Source organism: Loktanella salsilacus, assembly GCF_024206795.1.
GTDB classification, from domain to species: Bacteria; Pseudomonadota; Alphaproteobacteria; order Rhodobacterales; family Rhodobacteraceae; genus Loktanella; species Loktanella salsilacus.
Genome location: NZ_CP072994.1, coordinates 3,206,712 through 3,233,007 on the forward strand (window position 1 = coordinate 3,206,712; position 26,296 = coordinate 3,233,007).

At 59.2% G+C, this 26,296-nt stretch carries 23 protein-coding genes; 8 read left to right on the plus strand and 15 right to left on the minus strand.

Going from position 1 to position 26,296, the window contains the following annotated elements; translation table 11 throughout:
* Positions 1 to 25: 25 nt before the first annotated feature.
* From galU to cysQ, 4 genes are all read right to left on the minus strand, one after another.
* Entirely contained in the window at positions 26 to 919 is an 894-nt protein-coding gene (gene galU / locus KBW81_RS15510; protein WP_090188730.1) for a UTP--glucose-1-phosphate uridylyltransferase GalU, read from the minus strand.
* Positions 920 to 998: 79 nt separating this feature from the next.
* Positions 999 to 2,249, minus strand: a complete 1,251-nt coding sequence (locus KBW81_RS15515) for a glycosyltransferase family 2 protein (RefSeq protein ID WP_254247794.1) — start codon at positions 2,247 to 2,249, stop codon at positions 999 to 1,001.
* 1 nt (position 2,250) lies between these two features.
* The gene (locus KBW81_RS15520; RefSeq protein WP_254247795.1) at positions 2,251 to 3,051 is read right to left on the minus strand and encodes a 3-deoxy-manno-octulosonate cytidylyltransferase; all 801 of its coding nucleotides are present in this window, start codon (positions 3,049 to 3,051) and stop codon (positions 2,251 to 2,253) included.
* On the minus strand, positions 3,051 to 3,851 hold the full coding sequence (cysQ, locus tag KBW81_RS15525) for a 3'(2'),5'-bisphosphate nucleotidase CysQ (RefSeq protein ID WP_254249080.1): 801 nt from the start codon (positions 3,849 to 3,851) through the stop codon (positions 3,051 to 3,053). Before cysQ ends, KBW81_RS15520 begins: the two co-directional genes overlap by 1 nt.
* Positions 3,852 to 4,004: 153 nt before the next feature.
* On the opposite strand from cysQ, the gene KBW81_RS15530 reads away from it, so the two are divergent.
* The 4 genes from KBW81_RS15530 to radC all read left to right on the plus strand — a co-directional run bounded on the left by KBW81_RS15530 (position 4,005) and on the right by radC (position 9,063).
* Positions 4,005 to 4,826: an ABC transporter permease gene (locus KBW81_RS15530; RefSeq protein WP_090188722.1), complete on the plus strand. Its 822-nt coding sequence runs from the start codon at positions 4,005 to 4,007 to the stop codon at positions 4,824 to 4,826.
* Between the two features lie 216 nt (positions 4,827 to 5,042).
* Positions 5,043 to 6,950, plus strand: a complete 1,908-nt coding sequence (dnaK, locus tag KBW81_RS15535) for a molecular chaperone DnaK (RefSeq protein ID WP_090188719.1) — start codon at positions 5,043 to 5,045, stop codon at positions 6,948 to 6,950.
* 73 nt (positions 6,951 to 7,023) lie between these two features.
* The gene (dnaJ, locus tag KBW81_RS15540) at positions 7,024 to 8,172 is read left to right on the plus strand and encodes a molecular chaperone DnaJ (RefSeq protein ID WP_254247796.1); all 1,149 of its coding nucleotides are present in this window, start codon (positions 7,024 to 7,026) and stop codon (positions 8,170 to 8,172) included.
* Positions 8,173 to 8,304: 132 nt separating this feature from the next.
* Complete coding sequence (radC, locus tag KBW81_RS15545) at positions 8,305 to 9,063, plus strand: RadC family protein (protein WP_254247797.1); 759 nt, start codon at positions 8,305 to 8,307, stop codon at positions 9,061 to 9,063.
* Here the strand turns inward: radC and KBW81_RS15550 are convergent.
* The 3 genes from KBW81_RS15550 to secA all read right to left on the minus strand — a co-directional run bounded on the left by KBW81_RS15550 (position 9,060) and on the right by secA (position 14,551).
* Positions 9,060 to 10,550, minus strand: a complete 1,491-nt coding sequence (locus KBW81_RS15550; protein ID WP_254247798.1) for a phosphate ABC transporter substrate-binding/OmpA family protein — start codon at positions 10,548 to 10,550, stop codon at positions 9,060 to 9,062. The genes radC and KBW81_RS15550 overlap by 4 nt on opposite strands.
* A gap of 74 nt (positions 10,551 to 10,624) precedes the next feature.
* Positions 10,625 to 11,668: a translocase gene (locus tag KBW81_RS15555; RefSeq protein ID WP_254247799.1), complete on the minus strand. Its 1,044-nt coding sequence runs from the start codon at positions 11,666 to 11,668 to the stop codon at positions 10,625 to 10,627.
* A 138-nt stretch (positions 11,669 to 11,806) separates the two neighbouring features.
* On the minus strand, positions 11,807 to 14,551 hold the full coding sequence (gene secA / locus KBW81_RS15560) for a preprotein translocase subunit SecA (RefSeq protein WP_254247800.1): 2,745 nt from the start codon (positions 14,549 to 14,551) through the stop codon (positions 11,807 to 11,809).
* 189 nt (positions 14,552 to 14,740) lie between these two features.
* On the opposite strand from secA, the gene KBW81_RS15565 reads away from it, so the two are divergent.
* From KBW81_RS15565 to mutT, 3 genes are read left to right on the plus strand one after another with little or no spacing between them, the layout of a single operon-like run.
* Positions 14,741 to 15,652, plus strand: coding sequence for a peptidylprolyl isomerase (locus KBW81_RS15565; RefSeq protein WP_090188702.1), 912 nt, complete (start codon positions 14,741 to 14,743; stop codon positions 15,650 to 15,652).
* A 3-nt stretch (positions 15,653 to 15,655) separates the two neighbouring features.
* Positions 15,656 to 16,867 carry a bifunctional glutamate N-acetyltransferase/amino-acid acetyltransferase ArgJ gene (argJ, locus tag KBW81_RS15570; protein WP_254247801.1) on the plus strand — a complete coding sequence of 404 codons (1,212 nt, stop codon included), beginning with the start codon at positions 15,656 to 15,658 and terminating at the stop codon, positions 16,865 to 16,867.
* Positions 16,864 to 17,262: an 8-oxo-dGTP diphosphatase MutT gene (gene mutT / locus KBW81_RS15575; protein ID WP_254247802.1), complete on the plus strand. Its 399-nt coding sequence runs from the start codon at positions 16,864 to 16,866 to the stop codon at positions 17,260 to 17,262. Before argJ ends, mutT begins: the two co-directional genes overlap by 4 nt.
* Before the next feature lie 154 nt (positions 17,263 to 17,416).
* Here mutT and infB read toward each other — a convergent pair whose 3' ends face one another.
* The 5 genes from infB to pip all read right to left on the minus strand — a co-directional run bounded on the left by infB (position 17,417) and on the right by pip (position 23,894).
* Positions 17,417 to 19,909, minus strand: a complete 2,493-nt coding sequence (gene infB, locus KBW81_RS15580; protein WP_090188693.1) for a translation initiation factor IF-2 — start codon at positions 19,907 to 19,909, stop codon at positions 17,417 to 17,419.
* Between the two features lie 4 nt (positions 19,910 to 19,913).
* Positions 19,914 to 20,540 carry an RNA-binding protein gene (locus KBW81_RS15585; protein WP_254247803.1) on the minus strand — a complete coding sequence of 209 codons (627 nt, stop codon included), beginning with the start codon at positions 20,538 to 20,540 and terminating at the stop codon, positions 19,914 to 19,916.
* 19 nt (positions 20,541 to 20,559) lie between these two features.
* On the minus strand, positions 20,560 to 22,170 hold the full coding sequence (gene nusA, locus KBW81_RS15590; RefSeq protein ID WP_090188688.1) for a transcription termination factor NusA: 1,611 nt from the start codon (positions 22,168 to 22,170) through the stop codon (positions 20,560 to 20,562).
* Entirely contained in the window at positions 22,170 to 22,769 is a 600-nt protein-coding gene (gene rimP / locus KBW81_RS15595; protein WP_090188685.1) for a ribosome maturation factor RimP, read from the minus strand. The genes nusA and rimP overlap by 1 nt, the downstream gene beginning before the upstream one ends.
* 135 nt (positions 22,770 to 22,904) lie before the next feature.
* A complete protein-coding gene (gene pip, locus KBW81_RS15600) occupies positions 22,905 to 23,894 on the minus strand; it encodes a prolyl aminopeptidase (protein ID WP_254247804.1) in 990 nt (329 codons plus the stop codon).
* Positions 23,895 to 23,969: 75 nt separating this feature from the next.
* On the opposite strand from pip, the gene ubiG reads away from it, so the two are divergent.
* On the plus strand, positions 23,970 to 24,710 hold the full coding sequence (ubiG, locus tag KBW81_RS15605; protein ID WP_245754193.1) for a bifunctional 2-polyprenyl-6-hydroxyphenol methylase/3-demethylubiquinol 3-O-methyltransferase UbiG: 741 nt from the start codon (positions 23,970 to 23,972) through the stop codon (positions 24,708 to 24,710).
* Positions 24,711 to 24,754: 44 nt separating this feature from the next.
* Here ubiG and KBW81_RS15610 read toward each other — a convergent pair whose 3' ends face one another.
* Genes KBW81_RS15610 through grxC form a run of 3 tightly spaced genes read right to left on the minus strand, consistent with a single transcriptional unit; the run spans position 24,755 to position 26,282 of the window.
* Positions 24,755 to 25,198: a MarR family winged helix-turn-helix transcriptional regulator gene (locus KBW81_RS15610; RefSeq protein ID WP_090188678.1), complete on the minus strand. Its 444-nt coding sequence runs from the start codon at positions 25,196 to 25,198 to the stop codon at positions 24,755 to 24,757.
* On the minus strand, positions 25,195 to 26,028 hold the full coding sequence (locus KBW81_RS15615; RefSeq protein ID WP_254247805.1) for a carbon-nitrogen hydrolase family protein: 834 nt from the start codon (positions 26,026 to 26,028) through the stop codon (positions 25,195 to 25,197). The genes KBW81_RS15610 and KBW81_RS15615 overlap by 4 nt, the downstream gene beginning before the upstream one ends.
* Entirely contained in the window at positions 26,025 to 26,282 is a 258-nt protein-coding gene (grxC, locus tag KBW81_RS15620; protein ID WP_254247806.1) for a glutaredoxin 3, read from the minus strand. The genes KBW81_RS15615 and grxC overlap by 4 nt, the downstream gene beginning before the upstream one ends.
* Positions 26,283 to 26,296: the final 14 nt, after the last annotated feature.

Here is a 26,296-nt window from a genome sequence, read left to right on the forward strand (position 1 = left end):
AGAAGTCGCGCCGCTGTCACTGATCCTATTTGGCGGCTGCGCGCCGCGCCAAAATGTCTTGCAGATAATCGACAAACTCGTCGCTTAGCTCTGGACGGTCCAGTGCAAAGGCAACGGTCGCCTGCAAATAGCCAGCCTTAGAACCACAATCGTAGCGCTGACCTTCGAATTTATAGCCAAACACATCGCGATCTTGGGTGATTTCCATCGCAATCGCATCGGTCAATTGCAACTCACCACCAGCGCCACGGTCGATTTTGTTCAGGTTCTGAAGCACCTTGGGCGTCAGAATATAACGGCCAATAACAGCAAGGTTCGACGGTGCAGTGCCTGCGGCCGGTTTTTCAACCATGCCTTTTGCTTTGACGATGGGACCGTTCACCGATTCCACATCAAGCACGCCATATGACGACGTCCGATCCGGTTCGACTTCCATGGCCGCGACCATGGATCCACCAGTTTCCTCGTAGGCTTCGACCATCTGCTGCAAGCAAGACTTCTCGCCCGCGATCACGTCGTCGGGCAACATAACGGCAAAGGGCTCGTTACCGATCAGACGGCGCGCGCACCAGACCGCGTGGCCGAGGCCCATCGCCTTGTGCTGGCGGATGTAAGCAATCGCGCCGCTGTCCATGTTGGTGGACTTCAAGATTTCCAATAGCTCGGTCTTGCCAGCTTTGCGCAGGGTGTGTTCCAGATCTGGCGCGTGGTCGAAATAATCCTCGAGCGCGTTCTTGCCCCGTGCGGTGACAAAAATGAATTCGGTGATGCCAGCAGCGCGGGCTTCATCAATGGCGTACTGGATCAAAGGGCGATCCACCAAGGTCATAATTTCCTTTGGAACGGCTTTCGTCGCTGGCAGGAACCGAGTTCCCAAACCAGCTACCGGAAATACGGCTTTGGTGACTTTGCTACGCATGCGTTCCCTCGATCAATCAATTCGTGGCTGACAATTCGAGTCGTCCTACGCCACGTTTGTGACTAAACCAAGTCACCAGTTATCGTTTTGCGTGAAGGCTGTTGTAATCCGCCGATTGAGGATCACGCAGGGCGCGCATTTTCTGCGCTTCGTCATCAACGCGCCTGCGTGCCCGCCACGGCGCCCACCACGGATCAGATCGGTCCGACTTGCCAAACTGCCCGCCCGTCTGAATCCACACGCCGTTTTCATCAAACTGGCGGCGGTGAAATAGCCCCGTTGGTGACATCAGATACAGCGACACGATTTGCCCATCCGCTACCGCCTGCTTGGCCGCCATCAGCGCCTTTGCCGCATGCCAAGACCGGGCGCTTATGACTTTGTGCGTCCGGATTTGCGCGCCAAACGGCACGAACGGCGGTGGGTTGCTAAAATGCGGATGCTGCGCAGGCGCGCGCTTCAGCCCCTCGGCCCAGCCGGCATCGAACGTTTGCAGCAACCGCCTGACATCACCGGGCATCAGCCGCCCAGCGACCATATGTGCCAAAAGCCGCCGCCGCTGGTGCGCGCGGGGTACATGCGGTGTGGGGTGGGCCGTTCCGCCATGTTTGCGCAAAAACACCGCAAGGCTGGCCCCAATCTGAAACAGCGTGCGCGGCACGCGATCCGCGCGGCGCCGGGCGCTAGCAGCAAAACCGTGATGGACCTGCGCCAGCGGAACTATCGCTGTCGTGGCGCTGTCTTGGGCCAGTCGTAAATTAAGGTCTGTCTCGTCCAGGTAAAACGCAAATGCCTCGTCAAAGCCGCCCATCGCAATCAGCGCGGCGCGGCGGACGGCCATGTTCGTGCCTTCGGTCTTGACCGCCCGCCCGGGCCCGGCGGTCATCAGCGTTGGGCGCAGCTCGTCCACTTCAAACGGCGTAGTTTCACCGTCGCCAAAGGCCAACCGGGCGCGCCATTGGAAATCGATTCCATTGCGCCCGCGCACAAAGCCGCCCGCAGCCGTGACGTTTTCATTGGCGAAGGGTGCAGTGAGATACGACAGCCATGTCGGCTCTGGCACAGCGTCGTCGTCGATAAAGGCGACGATATCCCCCGCCGCCAGCGCCAGCCCCGCGTTGCGCGCGATCGAGATATTCGGCACGTCGCACCGCGCAGCCTTGATACGGCCCGCCAATCCGCTTTGCGTGATGGCAGGCCAAGAGCTATTATCGGCGACGACAATTACCTCGCAATTGGGGTGATCGATTTGGGACAGGCCCAACAAACAACGGTGCAACGCGTCAGGGCGGCCGTTGCTGACAACGATCACACTGACGCTTTGCTGCACGTCAGTCTGCCCCCATCTCTTTCAACATCGCCTCGATCCGAGGGACATCTTCGGGGTTGTTTAGTTCCCAGAACTGGCGGCCTTTGGCATCGACTTCAACACATAGGACAGACCGGGCCTGTTCAAGGAAGCGAAGCTGCTCTAGCCCTTCGAGGGTTTCCAATGGGCCGATGGGCCATGTGCCATAGGCTCGCAGGGCATCCGGGCGGTAAGCGTAGACGCCAACGTGATGAAAAACCGGCGTATCCGCATCATCCGCAAAGGTCTGTCCCGTGTAAGGGATGACCTCTTTCGAAAAATAAAGCGCGTTCATGCTTGCGCCGAATACGGCCGTCGTGCCGCCAACCCGGCCCGCACGGCGGTCGTCCAGAAAACCGTTCAGCGCACGGCCCTCTGTGCGCAGCACCGGGGTCGCAACATCGACGTCAGGCCGTGCCTGAATGCCTGCGACGAGATCGCTGATAAACCACGCGGGTGTCAGCGGTGCATCGCCCTGCAAGTTAACCACAATGTCATAGCTTTCGTCCATCGCGTCGATAGCGACGGCGCAGCGCTCTGTCCCGTTGCGGCAGGCCTCTGGAGTCATGACGACCTCTGCGCCGAATGCCTCTGCGGCCTGCTTGATCCGGTCGTCGTCTGTGGCGACAACGACGCGGTCAACGCCGTCCACCTGCATCGCCGCATCCCAGCTGCGTCGGATCAGCGATTTCGCGACGCCGTCCGCGCCGCGCAAGTCGACAAGCGGCTTGCCCGGATACCGGGTAGAGGCATAGCGGGCGGGGATAACAATCAGGACTGACATCAGGATTTCTGCAATGTAACGCCGGGGGCGTGGGCGATGAAGAAGGGGTTCGCGTAACCCTCTTTGCCGTAAACCAGTGGCTTGTGGTTATCAAAGCGCACGACTTCGCCGCCAGCGCCTGTCAGAACGGCATGGCCTGCGGCTGTGTCCCATTCCATCGTGCGGCCAAGGCGCGGATAGATATCCGCCTCTCCGGTGGCGATCAGGCAGAACTTTAGCGAAGAGCCTGCGCTTTTCATGTCCTTGACCAGATACAAATCGATGTAGTCATCCGTCGCTTGGTCGCGGTGCGATTTGGACGCGACGACCATCAGGGCATTGTTGTCGGGGTATGTTGTGACGGACATCGGCTCGACTTCGCCAACGGTGTCTTTGGCGAAGGGGCCCGTTTCTTCGACCGATTGGCCAGAGGCGTCTGTGTAGAACAAGCGTTCCTTGGCAGGGGCATAGACCACGCCGCGCACGGGCACGCCGTCGACGACATAGGCGATGTTCACAGTAAAATCGCCGCGGCGCTTGATGAATTCCTTAGTGCCATCCAGCGGGTCCACGATCAGGAACGTGCTGGCCTGCACCTTATGGGACGCAGCCTGCTCTTCTGTAATCAGCGCCACATCGGGAAAGGCTGCGCGCAGGCCTGCGCTGATGATCGCATCAGCAGCCTCGTCCGCGGCAGTCACGGGGCTTTCGTCGCTTTTGGTGCGCACTTCGAAATCGGGCGAGTTATAGATTTCCATGATCTTATCGCCTGCTTCCAGCGACAAACGGCGCATCACATCGGACAGCTTGTTGAAATCCATGGTCACATTTTCTCCGTAATTGCGGGGCACACAGTGAATTGATTGAAAAACCGCCCTTTTCGCTCTTATGCTGCGGCATAAAGCGAACGGCAAGAATTTCATGGCATCAGACATGCGACGCCGATGCGAATCGAATGAAAAAGGCAACGTCAGATGTTTCAGGTGCAGGCCCCAAGATCACGCACGCGCTCTGTTTTGGGGATGGCCGAACTGATTTACCACAGCGCCGTACGTGACGTCCGCAAAAACCACCGCAATCCGCTGGTCGGATTGATCATGAACATTTTTCAGTCTGTTCTGATGATCGCATCGTTCTACGGCATGTTTGCCCTGCTGGGGATGCGCGGCTCTGCGGTGCGCGGGGATTACCTGATGTACATCATGTCGGGTATTTTTCTGTACATGGCCCACACAAAGGCAATGGGCGCGGTGGTCGGATCCGAAGGGCCCGCGTCCGCGATGATGAATCACGCCCCGATGACGACAGCAATTTCGATCTGCGCCGCGGCGCTTTCGTCGCTGTATTTGCAATTTCTATCAATCGTTGTGGTGTTGTTCATCTATCACGTCACCTACAAACCCGTCGTGATCGACAATCCCATCGGCGCGCTGGAAATGCTGATGATCTCTTGGTTTTCTGGTGTGGCGGTTGGAACGATCTTTTTGGCGATCAAACCTTGGGCCCCGGACTTCACCCGCATTGGCAGTACGGTCTATGGCCGCGTCAACATGATCGCATCCGGCAAGATGTTTCTGGCCAATACGTTGCCAGCATCCATGCTGTCGATTTTTGACTGGAATCCCTTATTTCATTGCATCGACCAGATTCGCGGCGACATCTTCTTGAACTACAACCCTCACTTCAGCTCTCCGACGTATCCTCTGTATGTGGCGCTTGTGTTGCTGATGCTGGGACTGCTTGGCGAATTCTACACCCGCCGCCACGCATCGGTCAGCTGGAACGCCTCGCGCTAAGGGCCGAACCTGCGCCAGCGCGGCCGCGCGACGTACCGTTCATTGCCAAAAATTGGCGCGCTGTATGGTTGCCCCCTGTTGCAGGGGCCAAAACGCCTCCCTATATACGCCAGACAGCCGGTGCAGGACGTTTCTGTAGCGCAATCATGTAAACGGGCGCAGGTGCCGCAACGGGTCTGCGCCTCTCACATCGCCTGAAGTATAAGGGATCTGAAAATGGCTAAAATTATTGGTATCGACCTCGGTACAACAAACTCTTGCGTTGCCATCATGGATGGCAGCAAACCCCGCGTGATCGAAAACAGCGAAGGTGCACGCACCACGCCGTCGATCGTCGCGTTCACGGACGACGAGCGTCTGGTTGGTCAGCCCGCCAAGCGTCAGGCCGTCACCAACCCCGAAAACACCATCTTTGCTGTAAAGCGTTTGATCGGCCGTCGGTTTGACGATCCGCTTCTGGTGAAAGACAAAAAGAACATGCCGTTCGAGGTCGTCAACGGCGGCAACGGCGACGCATGGGTCGAAGCCAAGGGCGAAAAGTACTCCCCTTCGCAGATCTCTGCTTTCATCTTGGGTAAGATGAAAGAAACCGCTGAGTCCTATCTGGGCGAAGAAGTCACGCAGGCCGTTATCACCGTGCCCGCCTACTTCAACGACGCCCAGCGTCAGGCGACCAAGGACGCAGGCAAGATTGCCGGTCTTGAAGTGCTGCGGATCATCAACGAGCCGACAGCAGCCGCACTGGCATACGGTCTGGACAAAAAAGACACCAAAACCATCGCGGTCTATGACCTTGGCGGCGGTACATTCGACGTGACCATTCTGGAAATCGACGACGGCCTGTTCGAAGTGAAGTCCACCAACGGCGACACCTTCCTTGGCGGCGAAGACTTTGACATGCGCATCGTCAACTACCTTGCCGACGAGTTCAAAAAAGAAAACCAGGTCGACCTGACCAAGGACAAGATGGCGCTGCAGCGTCTGAAAGAAGCTGCTGAAAAAGCCAAGATCGAGCTGTCGTCCTCCTCCTCGACCGAGATCAACCAGCCGTTCATTTCGATGGGCAAAACTGGCCAGCCGCTGCACATGGTCATGAAACTGACCCGCGCCAAGCTGGAATCGCTGGTATCTGACCTGATCAAAGCGTCGATCAAGCCTTGCCAAGCTGCGTTGAAAGACGCTGGCCTGTCCGTTGGCGACATCGACGAAGTCGTTCTGGTCGGCGGCATGACACGTATGCCCCGCGTGAAAGAAGAAGTAGCCAAGTACTTTGGCAAAGAGCCGCATCAGGGCGTGAACCCTGACGAAGTCGTGGCGCTGGGTGCTGCTATTCAAGCTGGCGTTCTGCAAGGCGACGTCAAAGACGTGGTTCTGCTGGACGTGACCCCGCTGTCGCTGGGCATCGAAACCTTGGGCGGCGTGTTCACCCGTCTGATCGACCGTAACACGACGATCCCGACGAAGAAATCGCAGACCTTCTCGACCGCAGAAGACAATCAGAACGCCGTGACCCTGCGCGTCTTCCAAGGCGAGCGTGAGATGGCAGCCGACAACAAGATGCTGGGCCAGTTCAACCTAGAAGGCATCCCGCCTGCACCGCGCGGCATGCCGCAGATCGAAGTGACGTTTGACATCGACGCCAACGGCATCGTGTCCGTCGGAGCCAAAGACAAAGGCACCGGCAAAGAGCAGAACATCACGATCCAAGCCTCTGGCGGTCTGTCGGATGAAGATATCGAAGCGATGGTCCGCGACGCCGAGGCAAATGCCGACGCCGACAAGGAACGCCGTGCATTGGTCGAAGCGCGCAACCAGGCTGAAAGCCTGATCCACTCGACCGAAAAGTCGATGGAAGAGCACAACGACAAGGTCGACCCGACGACCATCGAAGCGATCGAACTGGCAATCGCCGCGCTGAAAGACGAACTGGAAAACGACAACGTCGACAAGATCAAGTCGGGCATCCAGAACGTCACCGAATCCGCGATGAAGCTGGGCGAGGCGATCTATAAGTCGAGCCAAGACGCTGAAGACGGCGGCGACGCAGAGCCGAAAGGCGCAGACGAGGATGACATCCTTGACGCCGACTTCGAAGACCTCGACGACGAAAAGCGCAACAAGTAAGGCATCCGCCTGACGGGATAGACCGGCCCCTGAACCGGGCCGGTCTTTTCCATTCCCAAGGGGGACCTGTAAGATGGCTAAACGCGATTATTACGAAACGCTTGGCATCCAGAAAGGTGCTGGCGCAGACGAGATTAAGAAGGCCTATCGCCAGAAGGCGAAGGAATTGCACCCGGATCGTAACTCCGACAATCCCAAGGCCGAAGAACAATTCAAAGAGGCCAACGAGGCCTACGAAGTCCTGAAGGACGGCGACAAAAAGGCCGCCTATGACCGCTATGGCCATGCCGCCTTTGAGGGCGGAATGGGTGGCGGTGGCCGTCATCCCGGTCAGCAAGGCAATGGCGATTTCGCCTCGGCATTTTCTGATGTGTTCGACGATCTGTTCGGCGACTTCATGGGCGGCCAACGTGGCGGCGGCGGCCGTAGCCGTGCTGCACGCGGCAACGACCTACGCTATAACCTGCGGATCAAACTGGAAGAGGCCTATGCTGGCCTGACCAAAACGATCAACGTGCCCACTGCCGTGCAATGCGGCAACTGCAGCGGCACGGGCGCGGACGACGGCTCTGAACCTGTAACCTGCCCGACCTGTTCTGGCATGGGTAAAGTGCGCGCGCAGCAGGGCTTTTTCACAGTCGAGCGGACCTGCCCCACCTGTAACGGCGCAGGCCAGACGATCAAGAATCCTTGCCACGTCTGTCACGGCGCAGGCCGCGTCGAAAAGGAAAAGGCGCTGTCGGTCAACATCCCGGCTGGCGTTGAAACCGGCACACGCATACGCCTTGCTGGCGAAGGCGAGGCTGGCATGCGCGGCGGACCTGCGGGCGATCTGTATATCTTTATCGAAGTCGCAGATCACGCGCTGTTTGAACGCGAGTCCAGCAACCTGTTCTGCCGGGTCCCCGTCAGCATCGCCTCTGCCGCCTTGGGTGGAGAGATCGAGGTGCCGACAATCGACGGCGGCCGTTCGCGGGTCAAGATCCCCGAAGGCAGCCAGTCAGGCCGTCAGATGCGCCTGCGTGGCAAAGGCATGCCGTCCCTTCGAGGCGCTGCTGCTGGTGATATGTTCATCGAACTACAGGTCGAAACGCCCGTGAACCTGACATCGCGGCAACGCGAAATCCTGAAGGAATTTGACACCTTATCAAAGGACAACAACCCGCAGGGGTCGACGTTCTTTAAGTCTGTCAAAGGGTTCTGGGATTCGATGAAAGGCTGAAGCCGCGGCGGGCATTCTACTGTGTCGCCACCAAAGGGCCCTTGCAAAAGCATGGGCCCTTTTTTCATGGCCACTGCCGAAATCGGAAACATTTTAACCGCTTTTTCATTAACGAGGGGTCATCCTAAGCGCATGACCCAGTCTTTTCAGGAAGCCCTGCCATTTTTCACCCCTGCTGCCGTTGACGAGGCAGACGGTACGATCCGACCCGGCCGGTTGCCGTCCTATATCAAAGATCACCGTGCGCGCCTGCGCGACCGTTTTATCAGTGGCGGGGCGGCGGCCTTGCCGGATTATGAACTGCTGGAACTTGTCCTCTTTCGCGCCATCCCGCGGCAAGACGTCAAACCACTGGCCCGTGCGTTGATTGATCAGTTTGGTGATTTCAACCGCGTCATTTCGGCCCCCGTAGCTGCACTAAAGCAGGTCAAAGGGATCGGCGACGCCGTCGTCGTGGAACTTAAGGTCGTAGAAGCGGCAGCACACCGCATGGCCCGCAGCAAAGTTATGGCGCGCCACGTTGTCAGCAGCCGGGATGCGCTGCTGGACTATTGCCACACTGTGATGGCCCATCGCGACACCGAACAATTCCGTATTCTGTACCTCGACACCAAAAACACCCTGATCGCGGACGAGGAACAGGCGCGCGGCACGATTGATCACGTTCCTGTCTATCCTCGCGAGGTCGTCAAACGCGCGCTAGAGCTGAATGCCGCATCGATGATCTTGGTCCACAACCACCCCTCGGGCGATCCGACACCGTCGCAAGCTGATATTACCATGACAGCGCAGATCGAGGCGGCAGCCGGGGCGCTTGGCATCTCTGTCCATGACCATCTTATCATTGGCAAATCGCGGGAATTGTCTTTCCGCGCCGAAGGGCTGCTTTAATCGCCGACCCAAACCTCGACCCGGCGGTTCATTTGGCGGCCCCATGCAGTATCGTCACAGCCAATCGGCAATGCCTCTCCAAACCCGGCAGTCCCAAGGCGAAGGTTGTCTGGTATCGCGCCTAGCAGTGACAGCAGCGCGTTTTCTACCGCCAAAGCGCGGGCCGCAGACAGGTCACGGTTCGCGTCGGCAGAACCTTCGCCGTCGCTAAATCCAATCAGCATGACCTCGCGCCCCGCATAGACGCCGTCACGCATATCATGGGCCAGCAAACGTAGATTTGCGGCCGAGGCGGTATCAAGCGCAGTCGTCCCATTCGCAAACCGAAACGTCAGCGAAATCCGAACGCGCGCGTGCATCATCGCCACCATGCCCTGCAAATCGCGCAGCGATGTGTCTGGTCCGGCAATGGTGATCGCGTGGGCGAACCGCTCTCCTTGATCGTCTAAAGAGATCGGGACCACCCCCCGATCAGCAAAGCCGGCGCGTCGCACGATCAGTTCTGCGGCTGGGCTGCGTAGCCAATTCAGGAAAGCACGGACGATTTCAGGTTTCCGTTGCGATCTGACAAAGGCAAAGGCTGGCGTGGTCAACGGATAGTCTTGCGTCTTAATCCCGCGCAGCACCGGCGGTGCCGTCAACCCGCACGCATCACGCAGGCCGAGTGGCTGCGCAATGCTAGAGGTACCAAGCGCCGCAATCCCAAGCGCCCCCGCATCAGCAGCGACAGCTTCGGCCAGCGCATCAGGGTCTGCATGTCTGATCACGGCAGCGCTGGCGGGCTCGGGCAGCATCGCCAGAAATGCATCGGCCTGCCCGTCACCCACTGGCCCCAGATGCAGCGTCAAAGGCATCGCGGGTTGGCCCATCTGTTCCCAGTCGGCAATATCCCCGGCAAAGGCTGCGATCACGTCAGCCGGATCGATAACCCGTATTGGGTTAAGCGGAGAGACGATAGGAACCAACGCCTCGCCGCCCAGCACGACGCTGCCCCCCGCAAGGCCCGGCAGAGCGATCCCTACCTCTGCGGCGCGGGCCTGTTCGTCGGGCAGCGGGTCACGAAAGGTCAGGGCGACATCGCTGTCATAGGTCAACAGATCAGCAAAAGCCTCGGCGCTTTGACTATTCCGCAGGTTAACCAGCAGCACTGGCTGGGCGTCTTCGACCAAGGTGATATTAAGTGCACCATCGTCAGTGTCCTCTTGTATCAGCTTGAGCCCGCGGTCGCGTGCAAATCCATCAATCAACGCAGGAAGCAGCAGGCTAGCAAGGCGCGGCTCGCCGGACAGGCGCAATTGTGGAACGTAGCTCTTTAGATCAGGGCAATCAGCCCCAGCGCAGGTGACGCCCGCATAGGCCAGCGTCAAAGGGCCATGCGGCGATTCGATATCCAGATAGGTGCCGTCAAAACCTGCAATACGGCCTGTCAGAACCAGATTGCCCTGGGCAGAGGTGATCGTGACCTCTTCTGCAGCAGCGCTATCCATACACAGCAACAGTGCGGCAAGTCCCCCTGCCGCACTGCGCAATATCGAATACCTTGTGGATCGTCGCTGCGAATTCATTTCGCCGCGAGTGTCAGGTCCGCGAACATATTTTTCAACACCAGAAATTCACCAATTGCATCGCAACCCGGCATTGTCATGGTCAGGTCGATGGCGTCTGCCGCGTGATCTGGACCAATCTGGATACTTTGCGCCGAAACGTCGCGGCCACAGTTCCGGCTTGTGACCTCTGCCTCTACGTTCAGGACGACCTGACCGTCACGGACGGATTGACCGCTGGGGAAGGTGTACACCTCTGCGCGCAGAGCATCGCTGACGGCAACATCGCCGAGCGACGTTAAGATACCGCCGCTGCCGGTTTGCACGTTTCCTGCAGCACCGGTCGACGCAGACCAGATATGTCCCGCGTCATCATAGCCAGCGCCGAATTCAAGCGCGTGCAGTTGCACGCCATCATCGCCCTGCCACTGCAGAACTGCGCGGTCCACCGTATCAAGATCAGGCACCAAGACAGAGGCAGCCGCCGCCTTGCCCGTATTGAAATCGGCAATAAACAGCGCGTCCCGCGACAGTGCCGGCACGTCCACCGACAGCTTACCGTCCGCATCGGTGATCGCGCTAAAAATCATACCCTGGTGATGGATCGAGACAGGTGCCCCCTTGTGGCAGGTGTCAGTCAACTGAAGCTGCACCATCGCCATAGGCTGCGCCGTGGCTGTCATGATTGGATCGCAAGCGGCCACTTCAGGGCTTGGCATGACGGGGGCCTCGGTCATGGCAGAGGCAAGAATGAGGTCTGAAACAGAGGTCGAATCGGGCATTTGCAAGGTGGGCGTTGCCAATTCCTGCGGGATATCTGCCACTTCTTTGCTGTCATCCGTCACGCGCGGTGCCAACAATTGTGGGACAACCACAGCCTTGCTTGCCGTGACAGCCGATCCAGGAACGCTAACCTGCGTGCGGCCAGCAGGGCCACCGATGGGTTCGTCGATCCCAAGCCGTGCGGCAACCGCGTCGCCGTACTGCATGACGAAACCTATGCTAAGCGCGACAGAGAATGTCGTGGCGGCGGTGACTATCTTGCGGGTTGCAGGTTTCATGCGTCGTCTCCTTGCCCGTTATGGGGTTAACAGGAGTTATGCACAGCGCAAATGTCGGCGGCGGGACCGCCGCAAGGAATTAAGGTGTCGTGAATGTGGCGAGGGCGGACCAATTGGCCCGCCCCCTGTTACATGAGATCAATGCGCGCCGTGGCAGTGCTTGAACTTTTTCCCGGACCCGCATGGGCAGGCGTCGTTTCGCGTCGGGTTGCCCCACGTCGCCGGATCATTTTCGTCAAATCCAGTGCGGGCGGTCGCATCCCCAGCGCTTTGCGCAGATGTCGCACGCTCAATCAGCTTCTCGGGCTCGGGTTGTGCATCAGGTTGGGGCGCGGCGACAGCGCCCGCTGCAGCGGCCTGCTGCTGACGCAATTGCGCGACCATCTGGTCTTGCTGTTCTTGCGTCATCGGCTGGATCTGACCCAGCTTTTGCGTCACGTCCAAACGCAAACCGTCCAGAAGCCGTTCGAACAACTGAAAGCCTTCGGTCTTATATTCGTTCAGCGGATCGCGCTGCGCATAGCCGCGAAAACCGACGACAGACCGCAGGTGTTCCAGCGTCACCAAATGCTCGCGCCACTTGGCATCGATCGTCTGCAGCAGAACCTGCTTTTCAATATTGCGGATCGCAGAGGCACCAAACGCCTCTTCTTTCTTGGCCATATGCGCGTCAGAAGCGGCCTCTAGCCGTTCGCGCATCGCATCCGCATCTACGCCCTCTTCTTGCGCCCAGGCCATGACCGGTTCGTCCATGCCAAGGTTTTGGATCACATCAGCATAGAGCGCCTCTGTCGTCCATTGATCGGCATAGCTGCGGGGCGGCATATGCTCGTCCACCATGTCTTCGACGACCTGATGGCGCATGTCGCTGACGATTTCAGACAGATCGGTCGCTTCCATGATCTCGCGGCGCTGGCCAAAGATCACTTTGCGCTGCTCGTTCATCACGTCGTCAAACTTTAGCAGCTGCTTGCGGATATCAAAGTTGCGGCCTTCGACCTTGGCCTGCGCCCGCTCTAGCGATTTGTTGACCCAAGGGTGCACAATCGCTTCGCCTTCTTTCATGCCCAGCGATGACAGCACTTTGTCCAGACGCTCGGATCCAAAGATCCGCATGAGGTCGTCTTCGAGAGACAGGAAGAACGACGACCGCCCCGGATCGCCCTGACGGCCAGAACGGCCGCGCAACTGGTTATCGATCCGGCGCGATTCGTGGCGTTCCGTGGCCAGCACAAACAGGCCGCCAGCTGCCAGAACCTTTTCCTTTTCGCCGGCATGCTCTGCCTCAATCCGCGCGCGGATCTCGTCAGGGTTTGCCTCGGGATCAGCGTCCAGCGCCTCGATCACCTTCAGCTCGACGTTGCCGCCCAGCTGAATGTCGGTGCCGCGGCCAGCCATGTTGGTGGCGATTGTGACAGCGCCCAGCTTGCCAGCGTCGGCAATGATCTGCGCTTCTTGCTCGTGCTGGCGGGCGTTCAGCACGTTGTGCTTGATCCCTTCGGCGGTCAGCATTTGCGACAGAAACTCGGACTTTTCGATGCTGGTCGTACCGACAAGGATCGGCTGCGACTTTGCGTTGGCTTCCTTGATCTCTTTGACCACGCCTTCGAACTTCTCGCGGGCCGTGCGGTAAACCTGATCGTGCTCGTCTTGGCGCTGGATGGGCCGGTTCGTCGGCACCTCGACCACACCAAGGCCATAGATTTCCATGAATTCGTCGGCTTCGGTTAACGCCGTACCAGTCATGCCGCCCAGTTTCTTATAAAGGCGGAAATAGTTCTGGAACGTGACAGAGGCCAGCGTGACGTTTTCAGGGCGAATACTGACACCCTCTTTCGCCTCGATTGCCTGATGCAGGCCGTCAGCAAGACGGCGACCCGTCATCATACGGCCCGTGAATTCGTCGATCAGAACAATTTCATCACCGCGCACGATGTAATCTTTGTCCTTGGCGAACAGCTTGTGCGCCTTCAGTGCCTGACTGGTGTGGTGCACCAGCGTGACGCTTTCGGGATCATACAGCGTCTGTCCCTCTGGCAGCAGGCCAGCGCGGGACAGTGCGTCCTCTAGGTAGTCGTTGCCTTCGTCGGTAAAGCTCACGGACCGCTGCTTTTCATCCAGCGTAAAGTGTTCCGGCAGAATGCCCGGTACGATGGTGTCGATGTCGCGGTACATCTGGCTGCGGTCTTGCGCCGGGCCAGAGATGACCAGCGGCGTGCGCGCCTCGTCGATCAGGATCGAGTCCACCTCGTCCACGATCGCAAAGTTATGCGGGCGCTGGTACATCTGGTTCAGCTCTGACTTCATGTTATCGCGCAGATAATCAAAGCCCAGCTCGTTGTTCGTCGCGTAGGTCACGTCGCACTGATAGGCGACCTTCTTTTCCGCCTCAGGCTGTTGCGGCACGACAACGCCGGTCGTCATCCCAAGAAAGCTATAGACCTTCGACATCCAGTCCGCGTCACGGCGGGCCAGATAATCGTTCACGGTAACGATATGCACACCTTTGCCGGACAGCGCGTTCAGGTACGCCGGAAAAGTCGCGACAAGGGTCTTACCCTCGCCTGTCTTCATCTCGGCAATGTTACCTTGGTGCAGGAAAATACCGCCCATCAACTGCGTATCAAAAGCCCGCAGACCCAAAGCCCGGCGCGCACCTTCGCGGCAGTTGGCAAAGGCTTCGGGCAGCATATCATCTAGGCTTTCGCCTGCTTTTGCCCGCTCTTGCAGGGCGCGCGTGCGGTCTTTGATTTGCTCATCGCTCAGCGCCGTAAACTCTGGCTCTAGCGCGTTGATCTTGTCGATCAGGGGCCGCACGCCCTTAACTTTACGGTCGTTCGCGGTCCCAAAGACCTTTTTCGCAATAGATGACAGACCCAGCATGTTCTCTCCAAGCGGACTCTTGCCGCCCCTGTGATACCGAATTGAGAGGAGGTCGCTTGTCGGCTTGCGCCAAGGCCCCTAAACAGGGCCCAAGACCAGCCCCCTCAAGGCTTCCTTGCGATGTAAGGGGCGGGCTGATTACTGTCAACGTTGCGCCCCTTCGGGGGACTCTTTGTAAGGACCGTTTCCATGACCCGTATGACCACATTGCTGGGCACCGCCGCACTGGCGCTAGCCCTGACAACCGCCGCGCAGGCGCAAGACACCACCACTGAGGCCCCCGTCGCTGACGCACCGGTCGCAGAGGCCGCCCCGGCCCCCACCGCTGATCCTGCGGCAGTCGTTGCCACGGTTGATGGCACCGAAATTACGCTTGGCCAGATGATGATCGCACGCGCTCAGCTGCCGCAGCAATATGACCAGTTCCCCGCCGACGTCATCTATCAAGGCGTGCTGGACCAGATCGTGCAGCAGCAACTGCTGTCCAACAGCCTGACCGATGTGCCCGCCCGTGTCGGCTGGGCCATGGCGAACGAAGAACGGTCTTTGCGCGCAGGCGAGGTCATCACCGACCTGACCAAAGCCGCCGTGACCGATGAAGCGATCCAGGCCGCCTATGACGAAATGGTCGCTGCAGCTGCAGAAGAGCCCGTCAAAGAATGGAACGCGAGCCATCTGCTGGTCGAAACTGAAGAAGAAGCGCAAGCCGCCAAAGACCGCATTACTGCGGGTGAAGACTTCGCGGAAGTCGCCAAAGAAGTCTCTACCGGTCCGTCCGGCCCCACGGGCGGCGAACTGGGCTGGTTTGGTCCAGGTCAGATGGTCGCGGAATTCGAACAGACCGTCGAAGGCATGGAAGCTGACGATGTCTCTGACCCCGTGCAGACCCAATTCGGCTGGCACATCGTCAAGTTGAACGAGACGCGCGACAAGCCTGTCGCAGCGCTGGAAGAGGTCCGCGCAGAAATCGTGGGCGGCCTACAAGAGGCTGTGATCCTGTCCAAAATCGAAGAGTTGAAGGCCGCCGCAACTGTGACGCTGGCGGAACCCGACGCCTTTGATCCGGCCGTCCTGACCAACCTCGACCTGCTGGAGAAGTAAGTCATGCCATTATCCCCGCTTGCCCCCGCCGCCTTTCCTGACCTGCCCGTTATCGACGGCGTCACCTTCGCGGCGGCGCAAGCGGGGGTGAAATACAAAAACCGAACTGACGTGATGCTGGCGGTGCTCGCCCCCGGCAGCACTGTCACCGGCGTATTTACCCGCTCTGCCACGCGTTCCGCACCTGTGCTGGACTGCCAAGCAAAGCTGGGCCCTGACACGGGGCCTGCCGCAATCCTGGTGAACTCTGGCAATTCCAACGCCTTCACCGGCAAGGCAGGCCTCGAATCAGTCGCCGCCATTACGCAGGCCGTGGCCGCCGCCACCGGCATCGACGCCGCGCGCGTTTTCACCGCCTCGACCGGCGTGATCGGCGAACCCCTGCCGCACGACCGCATCGTTTCCAAAATCGACGACCTGAAAGCCGCCCAATCCGCGACCGCCATGACAGACGCCGCCCGCGCGATCATGACGACGGACACCTTTCCAAAAGGGTCCACGCAAACCGTCACAATCGATGGCAAGCCGGTCCAGATCGCTGGCATCGCCAAAGGCTCCGGCATGATCGCACCCGATATGGCGACGATGCTGGTCTACATCTTCACCGACGCCCAGATCGCCTATCAGCCGCTGCAAGACATGCTGGGGCGCCTGACTGACAAGACCTTCAACAATATCACCGTCGACAGCGACACCTCCACCTCTGACAGCTTGATGCTTGCCGCGACGGGCACCTCTGGCGTGGATGTTACTGGCAACGCCTCATTCGAAGACGCGCTGCACACCGTCATGCTCGATCTTGCGCACCAAGTCGTCCGCGACGGCGAGGGTGCGACCAAGTTCGTCACCATCGCTGTGACAGGCGCTGAAACCGATGCGGATGCCCGCCTTGTGGCGATGGCTACGGCCAACAGCCCACTGGTGAAAACAGCGATTGCGGGTGAAGATCCCAATTGGGGCCGGATCGTCATGGCCGTCGGTAAATCCGGCGCTGCAGCAGATCGCGACAAGCTGACGATCAAACTTGGTGACATGGTGCTTGCGGAAAACGGCTGGCGCGCGCCAAGCTATTCCGAAGAAGCCGCGGCTGCCCATATGAAAGGCCAGAACATCGACATCAACGTCGACCTTGGCCTCGGGGATGGCGCAGCCACAGTTTGGACCTGCGATCTGACCCACGAATATATCACGATCAACGCCGACTACCGCTCGTGAAGGTTCTTCTCGTCTCTGCCGTCGCGCTGATCGACGTCGACGGGCGGGTTCTGCTGGCCCAACGCCCTGCTGGTAAATCACTGGCAGGGCTGTGGGAATTTCCGGGCGGCAAAGTCGATCCGGGCGAGACCCCAGAAATCGCCCTGATCCGCGAATTGCAAGAAGAGCTCGGGATCGACACTTGGGCCTCTTGCCTCGCGCCACTCACCTTCGCCAGTCACACCTACGACGATTTCCACCTGCTGATGCCGCTTTACGCCTGCCGAAAATGGCACGGCACTCCGCAGGGCCGCGAAGGCCAGACGCTCAAATGGGTCCGCGCGAACGACTTGGCGCAATACCCCATGCCGCCTGCAGACATCCCGCTGATCCCGATTCTGCGCGACTGGCTGTAGGGCGCGCTTGGCCCCCCTCGCTTTTTCCTAAATACTCAAATCCGGCGGCCGACCCAAATCGCCCCCGCATCCCATTCATCTGGCCAACTAAACTCAAACAAAAAGGCCCGCCAGCATCGCTGACGGGCCTTTTCTCATTCTAAGTCTGCGCCCTTTACAGGTTACGCTCGACCGATTCGCGCTCGAATATCTCGATGACATCGCCAGGGCGCATGTCTTCGTGGTTCTCAAACGCCATACCGCATTCCTGACCCGACTGCACTTCGGACACTTCGTCCTTAAAGCGCTTCAGCGTCTTCAGCGTACCTTCGTGCATCACGACGTTGTCGCGCAGCAGACGAACGCCAGCGGAACGACGCGCCACACCTTCGGTGACCAGACAGCCCGCGACGTTACCAACGTTCGAGACCTTAAAGACCTCTTTGATGTTAGCATAGCCGATGAACTTTTCGCGGATTTCATTCGACAGCAGACCAGAGGCCGCCGCTTTGATATCATCCACGAGGGCATAGATGACCGAGTAATAACGGATCTCTACGCCCTTCTGGTTGGCCACGTTCCGCGCCGTCGCATTGGCACGCACGTTGAAACCAATCACGGGTGCACCTGACGCTTCTGCCAGACCGATATCCGATTCCGTGATCGCGCCAACACCAGAGTGCAGCACGCGGACGCGGACTTCGTCGTTGCCGATTTTTTCCATCGCTTGCACGATCGCCTCGGCAGAACCCTGCACGTCGGCTTTCACGATGATTGGCAGCTCGGACACGCTCTGGTTGGCTTTGGCGTTTGCCATCAGCTGTTCCAGCGTCGTCGCAGCACCGATGGCGGCGCGCTTATCTTTCGCGGCCTTCATCCGGTAATCAGCGATTTCACGCGCTTGCGCTTCGGTGTCGACCACGTTCAGAACGTCGCCGGCTTCCGGTGTGCCGTTCAAACCCAACACTTCGACTGGCACGGACGGGCCGGCCTCTTTGACGCGGTCGCCTTTGTCATCGATCAGCGCACGAACCTTGCCCCACTGTTCGCCAACGACAAAGATGTCGCCCTGACGCAGCGTGCCGTTTTGCACCAGAACTGTCGCAACGGGGCCGCGGCCCACGTCCAGCTGCGCCTCGATCACGGCACCCATGGCGGCGCGGTCGGGGTTGGCTTTCAGTTCCAGAATTTCGGCCTGCAGCGCGATGGCTTCCAGCAGTTTGTCCAGACCAGCACCCGTCGCAGCCGAAACTTCGACGTCTTGCACATCACCGGACATCTTCTCGACGATGACCTCGTGCTGCAGCAGATCGGTCCGCACCTTGTCAGGATTGGCCGACGGCTTGTCCATCTTGTTGATGGCCACGATCATCGGGACCTTAGCGGCCTTAGCGTGGTTAATCGCCTCGATGGTCTGAGGCATCACGGCGTCATCTGCCGCAACAACCAGCACAACGATGTCAGTGACATGTGCACCGCGCGAACGCATTGACGTGAACGCAGCGTGACCCGGCGTGTCAAGGAACGACAGAACCGATCCGTTGTCCGTCGTCACCTGATAAGCACCGATGTGCTGCGTGATGCCGCCTGCTTCGCCAGCCACAACCCGTGTCTTACGGATCGCATCCAGAAGCGATGTTTTACCGTGGTCAACGTGGCCCATGATCGTGATGATCGGCGCACGCGGCTTCAGGTCAGACGCTTTATCTTCAGCTTGTTCGATGACCTGCTCGACGTCGGAATCGGACACGCGCACAACTTTGTGGCCAAATTCTTCGATCAGCAGTTCAGCTGTATCAGCGTCGATGGTTTCGGTCTGCGTGACCATCATACCCATCTTCATCAGTTCCTTGACGACATCAGATGTCCGTTCGGCCATCCGGTTCGCCAATTCGCCGACGGTGATCGCCTCTGGCAGTTGTACATCGCGCACGATCTTCTCGCGCTCGACCTGACCGCCCATCGCCTTTTGGCGGGCGCGGTCTTGCTTACGCTTCATCTGCGCCATCGAACGCTGGCGGCCACCTTCGCGGCCCGTCAACGCGTCGTTCAGCGTCAGCTTGCCACCGCGGCGGCCATCGCCTTCGCGGGCGGGCTTGGCTTTGGTGGTGTCGCGTGTCTGTGCCTCACGGTCACGTTCAGTCGCCTTGCGCGGTGCGCTGGACGTCGGACGGTCGACCTCTGTCTGGCCCGGAGGCGCAGCAACCTGCGCCGCAGGTGCGTTCTTAGCTGCTTCAGCAGCGCGACGCTTTTCTTCTTCTTCCTCGGCTTTCGCCTTGGCACGCTCTTCGCGGATGCGATCTTCGGCTTCTTTAGCCTCGATCTCAGCGCGGCGGCGCTCGCGCTCTTCAGCACGCTCTTTTTCTTCAGCTTCGCGCTTGGCCGCTTCTTCGACTTCACGCGACTTGGCTAGCGCCAGCGCTTTCATCCGGCGGGCAAGTTCCACATCGGAAATGCCTGCGGGCCGCTTGGACGGGTCACCGCCAGCGGGCAGGCCAGCGGCCACACCAGTTTTGGGCGCAGGAGTGCCCGGCTTAGGCACCACAACGCGCTTACGCTTGGTTTCCACAACAACGTTCTTCGTGCGGCCGTGGCTGAAGCTTTGCTTCACGTTGCTCGGACGCGACCCGCCAAGGCCCAATGGTTTCTTGCCGTCAGTATCGCTCATCTAGCTATGTATCCTTCCCGACAGCCATATTGCTGTCGTCAATCTCGCGGAGTCCGCGCAGTCTTGCGGCTTCCTCTACAACACGGTCACTGAGTCCGCCAGTCGCGAGCGCGCCATGTATCACACTTTGCCGCCCGAAAGCCAAACCCAATTCAGCTGCGGTCAAACAGCTGTAATATCTTGCCCCTTCGGGCGTCCAGAGTTTGGCCTTGCCACGCTCTGATCCGTCACCGGCTTGCAGCAGGACGCGCACGTTTTCGCCCCCGGCCAACCAGCCTTTTACCTTTTCGAACCCGCAAACCGCGAGCCCCGCCTTGCGGGCCATCGCAATCAAATCCAGCGTGCGCCGGACCAGTTGGCGTTCGACTTCTTCCGTTAATCCATCCGGGACTTGAACCTGCGCTTTTGCAGATCGGCTGAACTGGCCCTTCTTGGCCTTGTCCAGCGCGTCGCGGGTGGATGCAACATATATACCACGTCCGGGCAACTTGCCCAAGATGTCAGGCACAACATGATTGTCGGGCCCGACAACAAAGCGGATCAACCCCATCTTCGGTTGCGTTTCGCCGGTGACAATGCACCGACGCTCCGGTCCGTCATCCAGGTTCTTTTTCAATCCACCACGGGTCATAGGGTTAAGTCAGAGGCGCTTACGCCTCTGCCTCCTCTTCCATATCGGTGTCATCTTCATCGGAAACAAGGTCCGCCGGATCAACCCAGCCCAGCATAACGCGGGCGGTCATCACCAGATTCTGTGCTTCTTCCAGGCTGACCTCGAATTTTTCCAACACGCCTTCGTCTTTGTGGCGCTGTCCGTCAACAACAGTCCAGCCGCCAGCCAGTTCCCAGTCTGCGCAAGTTGCGAAGTCTTCAAGCGTTTTCACGCCGTCTTCCGCAAGGGCTTCGACCATTTGCGGGGTCAGACCTTCAAAGTTAACAAGCGAGTCCTCGACACCCAGCTCGCGGGCGTGATCAAGGGCCTTTTTGCTTTGCGCTTCCAGATAATCGCGGGCACGGGCCTGCAATTCGCCGGCAGTGCTTTCGTCAACACCTTCGATGACCAGCAGCTCTTCGGCTTCGACGTAAGCGACTTCTTCAAGGTTCGTGAACCCTTCGGACACCAGCAGCTGAGCAAAGAATTCGTCCAGATCCAGCGTATCCATGAACAGCTTCGTGCGCAGTTCGAATTCGGCCTGACGACGCTTGGATTCTTCTTCTTCGGTCAGGATGTCGATATCCAGACCAGTCAGCTGGGATGCCAGACGCACGTTCTGACCACGGCGGCCGATGGCCAGCGACAGCTGCTCTTCGGGGACGACGACTTCGATCTTACCGGCTTCTTCATCCAGAACGACCTTGCTGACTTCAGCAGGCTGCAGCGCGTTCACAAGGAACGTTGGCATGTCTTCGTTCCACGGGATGATGTCGATCTTCTCGCCCTGCAGCTCGTTCACGACAGCCTGCACGCGGGAACCACGCATACCAACGCAGGCACCGACGGGGTCGATGCTGGAGTCGTATGAAATGACGGCGATCTTGGCGCGCGAACCGGGGTCACGGGCGACGGCCTTGATCTCGATGATGCCCTCATAGATTTCAGGCACTTCCATCTTAAACAGCTCTGCCATGAATTCCGGCGCAGTCCGCGACAGGAAAATCTGTGGCCCGCGCTGTTCGCGGCGCACGTCCTTGATGTAGCAACGGATGCGGTCGTTGGGGCGATAAGCTTCGCGGCCGATCTTTTCGTTGCGGCGCAGGATGGCTTCGCCCGAACCCACGTCGACGATGACGTTGCCGTACTCTTCGCGCTTGACCAGCGCGTTGATGATCGTGCCAGCACGATCTTTGAAGTCTTCGTATTGCTTGTCACGCTCGGCTTCGCGGACCTTTTGCAAGATAACCTGCTTGGCCGACTGCGCAGCGATCCGGCCCAATTCAACGGGCGGGACTTCTTCGACCAGCGTATCGCCGATCTTAGCGTCCTTGATCCAATCCTTCGCTGTTTCCAGCGTGAACTGCGACTGATAATTCTCGTAGTCGTCTTCTGCGACGACGGTCCGGACGCGGGTAAAGGTCGCACGACCGGTCTTGCGGTCGATGCTGACACGGATGTCCATTTCAGCGCCGTAACGCGACTTGGCAGCCCGGGCGAGCGATTCTTCCATCGCCTCGACCACCAGGCCGGGTTCGATGTTCTTCTCGCGGGCAACCGCCTCGGCGGTTTGCAGCAGCTCTAGCTGGTTTGCAGACGTAATGGCCATCAGGTGTTCTCCTCATCCCCATCAATGATGGTTTCAATCTCGTCGAATTGGGCCTCGTCGATCTGGCCCGCGTCTTTACGTCCGCGCAATACGTTGCGGATCAAATCATCTGTCAGCACCAGCTTTGCATCCGACAACCAGTCGAACTTCAGGCCGATGGTGACCTCATCCTTGCCGTGATCGCCGGCCGGAATGGTAATCAGAACTTCGTCGCCCTCAACGCCAGCCAGCTCGCCCTTAAAGCGGCGGCGACCGTCGATCAGCTGATCGGTTTCGATCTTGGCCTCAAAGCCCTGCCATTGATCGAAATCTTTCAGACGGGTCAGCGGACGGTCGATGCCGGGGCTGCTGACCTCTAGCGTATATTCATCAAGGATCGGGTCTTCGACGTCCAGCACAGCACCAACGGCGGTGCTGATCTGGCCGCAATCATCAACCTCGATCGTGCCGTCGGCCTTTTGGGCCATAATCTGAAGCGTCGATTCCTTGCCAGTCATCAGACGGATACGCACGACCTCGAACCCCATGTCCTCGATGACGGGGGTGATGATCTCTGCGATCCGGCGGTCGATGGCCGCTTTGGCAATCAAGTCGTTCATGGATATCTCCAAGCACAAAAAAACGGGCGCGCGGCCCGTTGCGAATTCCGGTTGGGCGCTGGGGGTGGAGGCCAGCACGCCGCTGTTGAAAAATCGTTTAGACTAAAACGCCGCCCGCCGCAAGGGCGGCGTCCATCACAGCCTGAGCCGCGTCTTGTCGGCAGCAAACCCATCCATCGCGCGCACCAGCTCAGCGCTGATGCCGGGCTCTGACAGCGCATGCCCAGCGCGCCCAACAAAGGTCAGTTTTGCCAGCGGCCACTGCTGCGCCAAGGTATAGGCCGACAGCGGCGGACAGATCATATCGTAACGCCCCTGCACGATAACGCCGGGAATATTGGCCAGACGGTCAGTGCGCGCAAGGATCTGGTGGTCGCTGTCTAGCCAGCCACAGTGTTGAAAATAGTGGTTTTCCAGCCGAGCAAAGGCGCGGGCATAATCCGCTGGGCTTTCCCCCGTCACCCCGTCGCTGTCAATCGCGGCCAGCGCATTTTCCCACTGCGCCCAAGCGCGGGCATACTTCGTTTCGGTCATCATATCGCCGGAAAATAGGCGCTTGTGATAGGCCTCAATCAGATTGCCGCGTTCGTCCTCTGGCACAAGCTGGACAAAGCGCTGCCACAGGTCAGGCCAAAACCGCCCCGCGCCGCCACCATAGAACCAATCAAGCTCGCCCTGCGTCATCAAGAACACACCGCGCAGCGCCAAAGCGGCCACGTTTTCCGGATGGGTCTGCGCATAGATCAGCGCGAGCGTCGCCCCCCAGCTACCGCCGAACACAATCCAGCGATCAATGCCAAGCGTGACCCGGATCAGTTCGATATCGGCGACAAGGTGCCACGTCGTATTGGCCACGACGCTGGCATGAGGGCGCGATCGCCCGCAACCACGCTGATCAAACAGCACGATGCGATACTTAGCCGGGTCGAAATACCGCCGCATCGCAGGGCTACACCCGCCGCCCGGACCGCCATGCAACACGACAACGGGAATACCCGCAGGGTTGCCGCACTGCTCCACATAAACTTTATGTCCATCGCCCACGTCCACAATGCGCTGATCGAATGGATCAAGCGGCGGGTATAAATACGCGACTGCGCTCTTTTGGCTTGGGACGTTTTCCATAGATCACCTATATAGGGCAGTAACGGGCACAACCACGGCTCGTTGCAGATGCCACTTGCAAAGCCGGAGGTCAAAATGACCACAAACACCATCGACGATCAAGAAGTCGCCAAATTCGAAGCCATGGCCGAAGAATGGTGGGATGAGACCGGTAAGTTCAAGCCCCTGCATATGATGAATCCGGTCCGTTTGGATTATATCACGCGGCAGATCGCTGCTGAATACAACCGCGACCTTGGCGCGGACAAACCTTTTGCCGGGCTGCGAATCCTCGATATCGGCTGCGGCGGCGGCTTGCTGTGCGAACCGATGGCGCGCCTTGGCGCTGATGTCGTTGGCGTCGACGCCGCCCCGCGCAACATTCCGGTGGCGCAAATCCACGCCGAACAATCCGGCCTGACCATCGACTACCGCCATGGCACGGCCGAGGCGATGGCCGCAGCCGGCGAGCAATTCGACGTTGTCCTGAATATGGAAGTCGTCGAACACGTCGCCGACCCCCTTGGTTTTTTGACCGCTTGCCAGCAGCTGTTGAAACCCGGCGGCTTGCACCTGTGCTCGACGATCAATCGCAATCCGAAATCCTTTGCGATGGCGATTGTGGGTGCAGAATGGGTCATGCGTTGGCTGCCCAAAGGCACCCATGACTGGAACAAGTTCATCACCCCGGACGAGCTGTTCGATCTGTTGAAAAATGCCGGCCTGACACCCGTCGACCGTACCGGCTACGTTTTCAACTTCCTCGCCTTTACGTGGTCGACGTCGCCAGACGATCTGTCGGTAAATTACGTCACTGCCGCAACAAAACCGGCTTGATCCCTTTGATCTGGCAAAAAAACTCCCACCGGAGGCACCGACCGTCAGGCCGGGTCCGCTAGTTTCGCCCGCAATTCACGCAGCACCGGCAGGGTCGCACGCACGCGATCCTCGCCGACCTTGGCCACGACATCGGCCACCAGCGGGCTGATCGCTGCAATCGCAGCGTCCCGGGCTGACAGGCCCGCCGGGCTGATCGACACCAGCTTGCGCCGCGCGTCATCCCAATCCGGACGGACATGCACCCATCCGGCCCATTCCAGCTTGCTTAGCGTATTGGTGATCGCCCCGCGCGTCAGGTGAAACGTCTGCGCCAGCTGGGCTGGCGTACGTTCTGCCCCGATATGGGCCAAATGGTTCAAGACCGAAAAATGCGACAGCTCCATCCCCTTGGGTAGAACCCGCGCCATACTGGCCCGCGCCAATTGGTCGACCGCCAGTAATTCGCTGAACAGTGTCACGGCAAGGTGTTGGATCTGATCGGTCATTGTGGGTCCAGATAAGGTCGATCGTGGCGCAGTGAAGGCACACGGCCCCGCGACTGTGACACCAAAGCCAAATCCAGATCAACCATAGTGACGCCGGGTTCTGTCCCCGCATCCGCTAGAACCGTGCCCCAAGGGTCAACGGCCAAACTGTGTCCGTAAGTCTGACGCGGCCGCCCAGACCCCGCAGCATGCGTCCCTGTCTGCGCGGCAGCCAGCACAAAGCATCCCGTTTCGATCGCGCGGGCGCGCAACAATGTGTGCCAATGCGCCGCCCCCGTGACAGGCGAAAACGCCGAAGGCACCAGCAGAATATCCGCCCCGGCCTGCGCCAGATCCCGGTGCAATTGCGCAAAGCGCAGATCGTAACAGATGCTAAGGCCCAGCGCCGCGCCTGGCATCCGCGCCAGTACAGCGCGGTCCCCGGGGCGGTAGCCGGCAGATTCGCGATAGCTTTCGGTATCCGACACCGTCACATCAAACATGTGGATTTTGTCATAGCGCGCGACAATCGCGCCATCCGGTCCGATCAGGAAACTGCGGTTGGCAAATCGCCCGTCCGCATCCCCCGTCTTGACCGCTAGTGATCCAACGGACAGCCAGACACCCAACCGCGCGGCCTCAGCGCATAAGGCGGACAGCGTGATATCGTCCTGCTCTAACTGCAAGACGTCCTGCTGCCGCGCACGGTCTTGCGACACGCAATTCGTCACCTCTGGCGTGCAGATCAGCGTCGCGCCCTGAGCAGCAGCTTCGGCAACATATCGCAGGGTTTTGATCAGATTGACGGCGGGATCATCCCCCGCCGTCATCTGGATCAGCGCCGCCTTCATGCGGACAGCATCGCGTCCAGCTTGCCCGCGCTTTCCAGCGCAAACAGATCGTCACAGCCACCAACATGCGTCTTGCCAATAAAGATCTGCGGCACGGTGCGACCACCATTGCTGCGCTGGATCATCTCAGCTTTTTTGTCGGGGGTTTGCGACAGGGATACTTCGGAAAACTTCACGCCCTTGGACGTCAAAAGCCGCTTGGCGGCATGGCAGTATCCACAGGTCGACTTTGTGTAAATCTCAACGTTTTTCATCAGCAGGCTCCTTG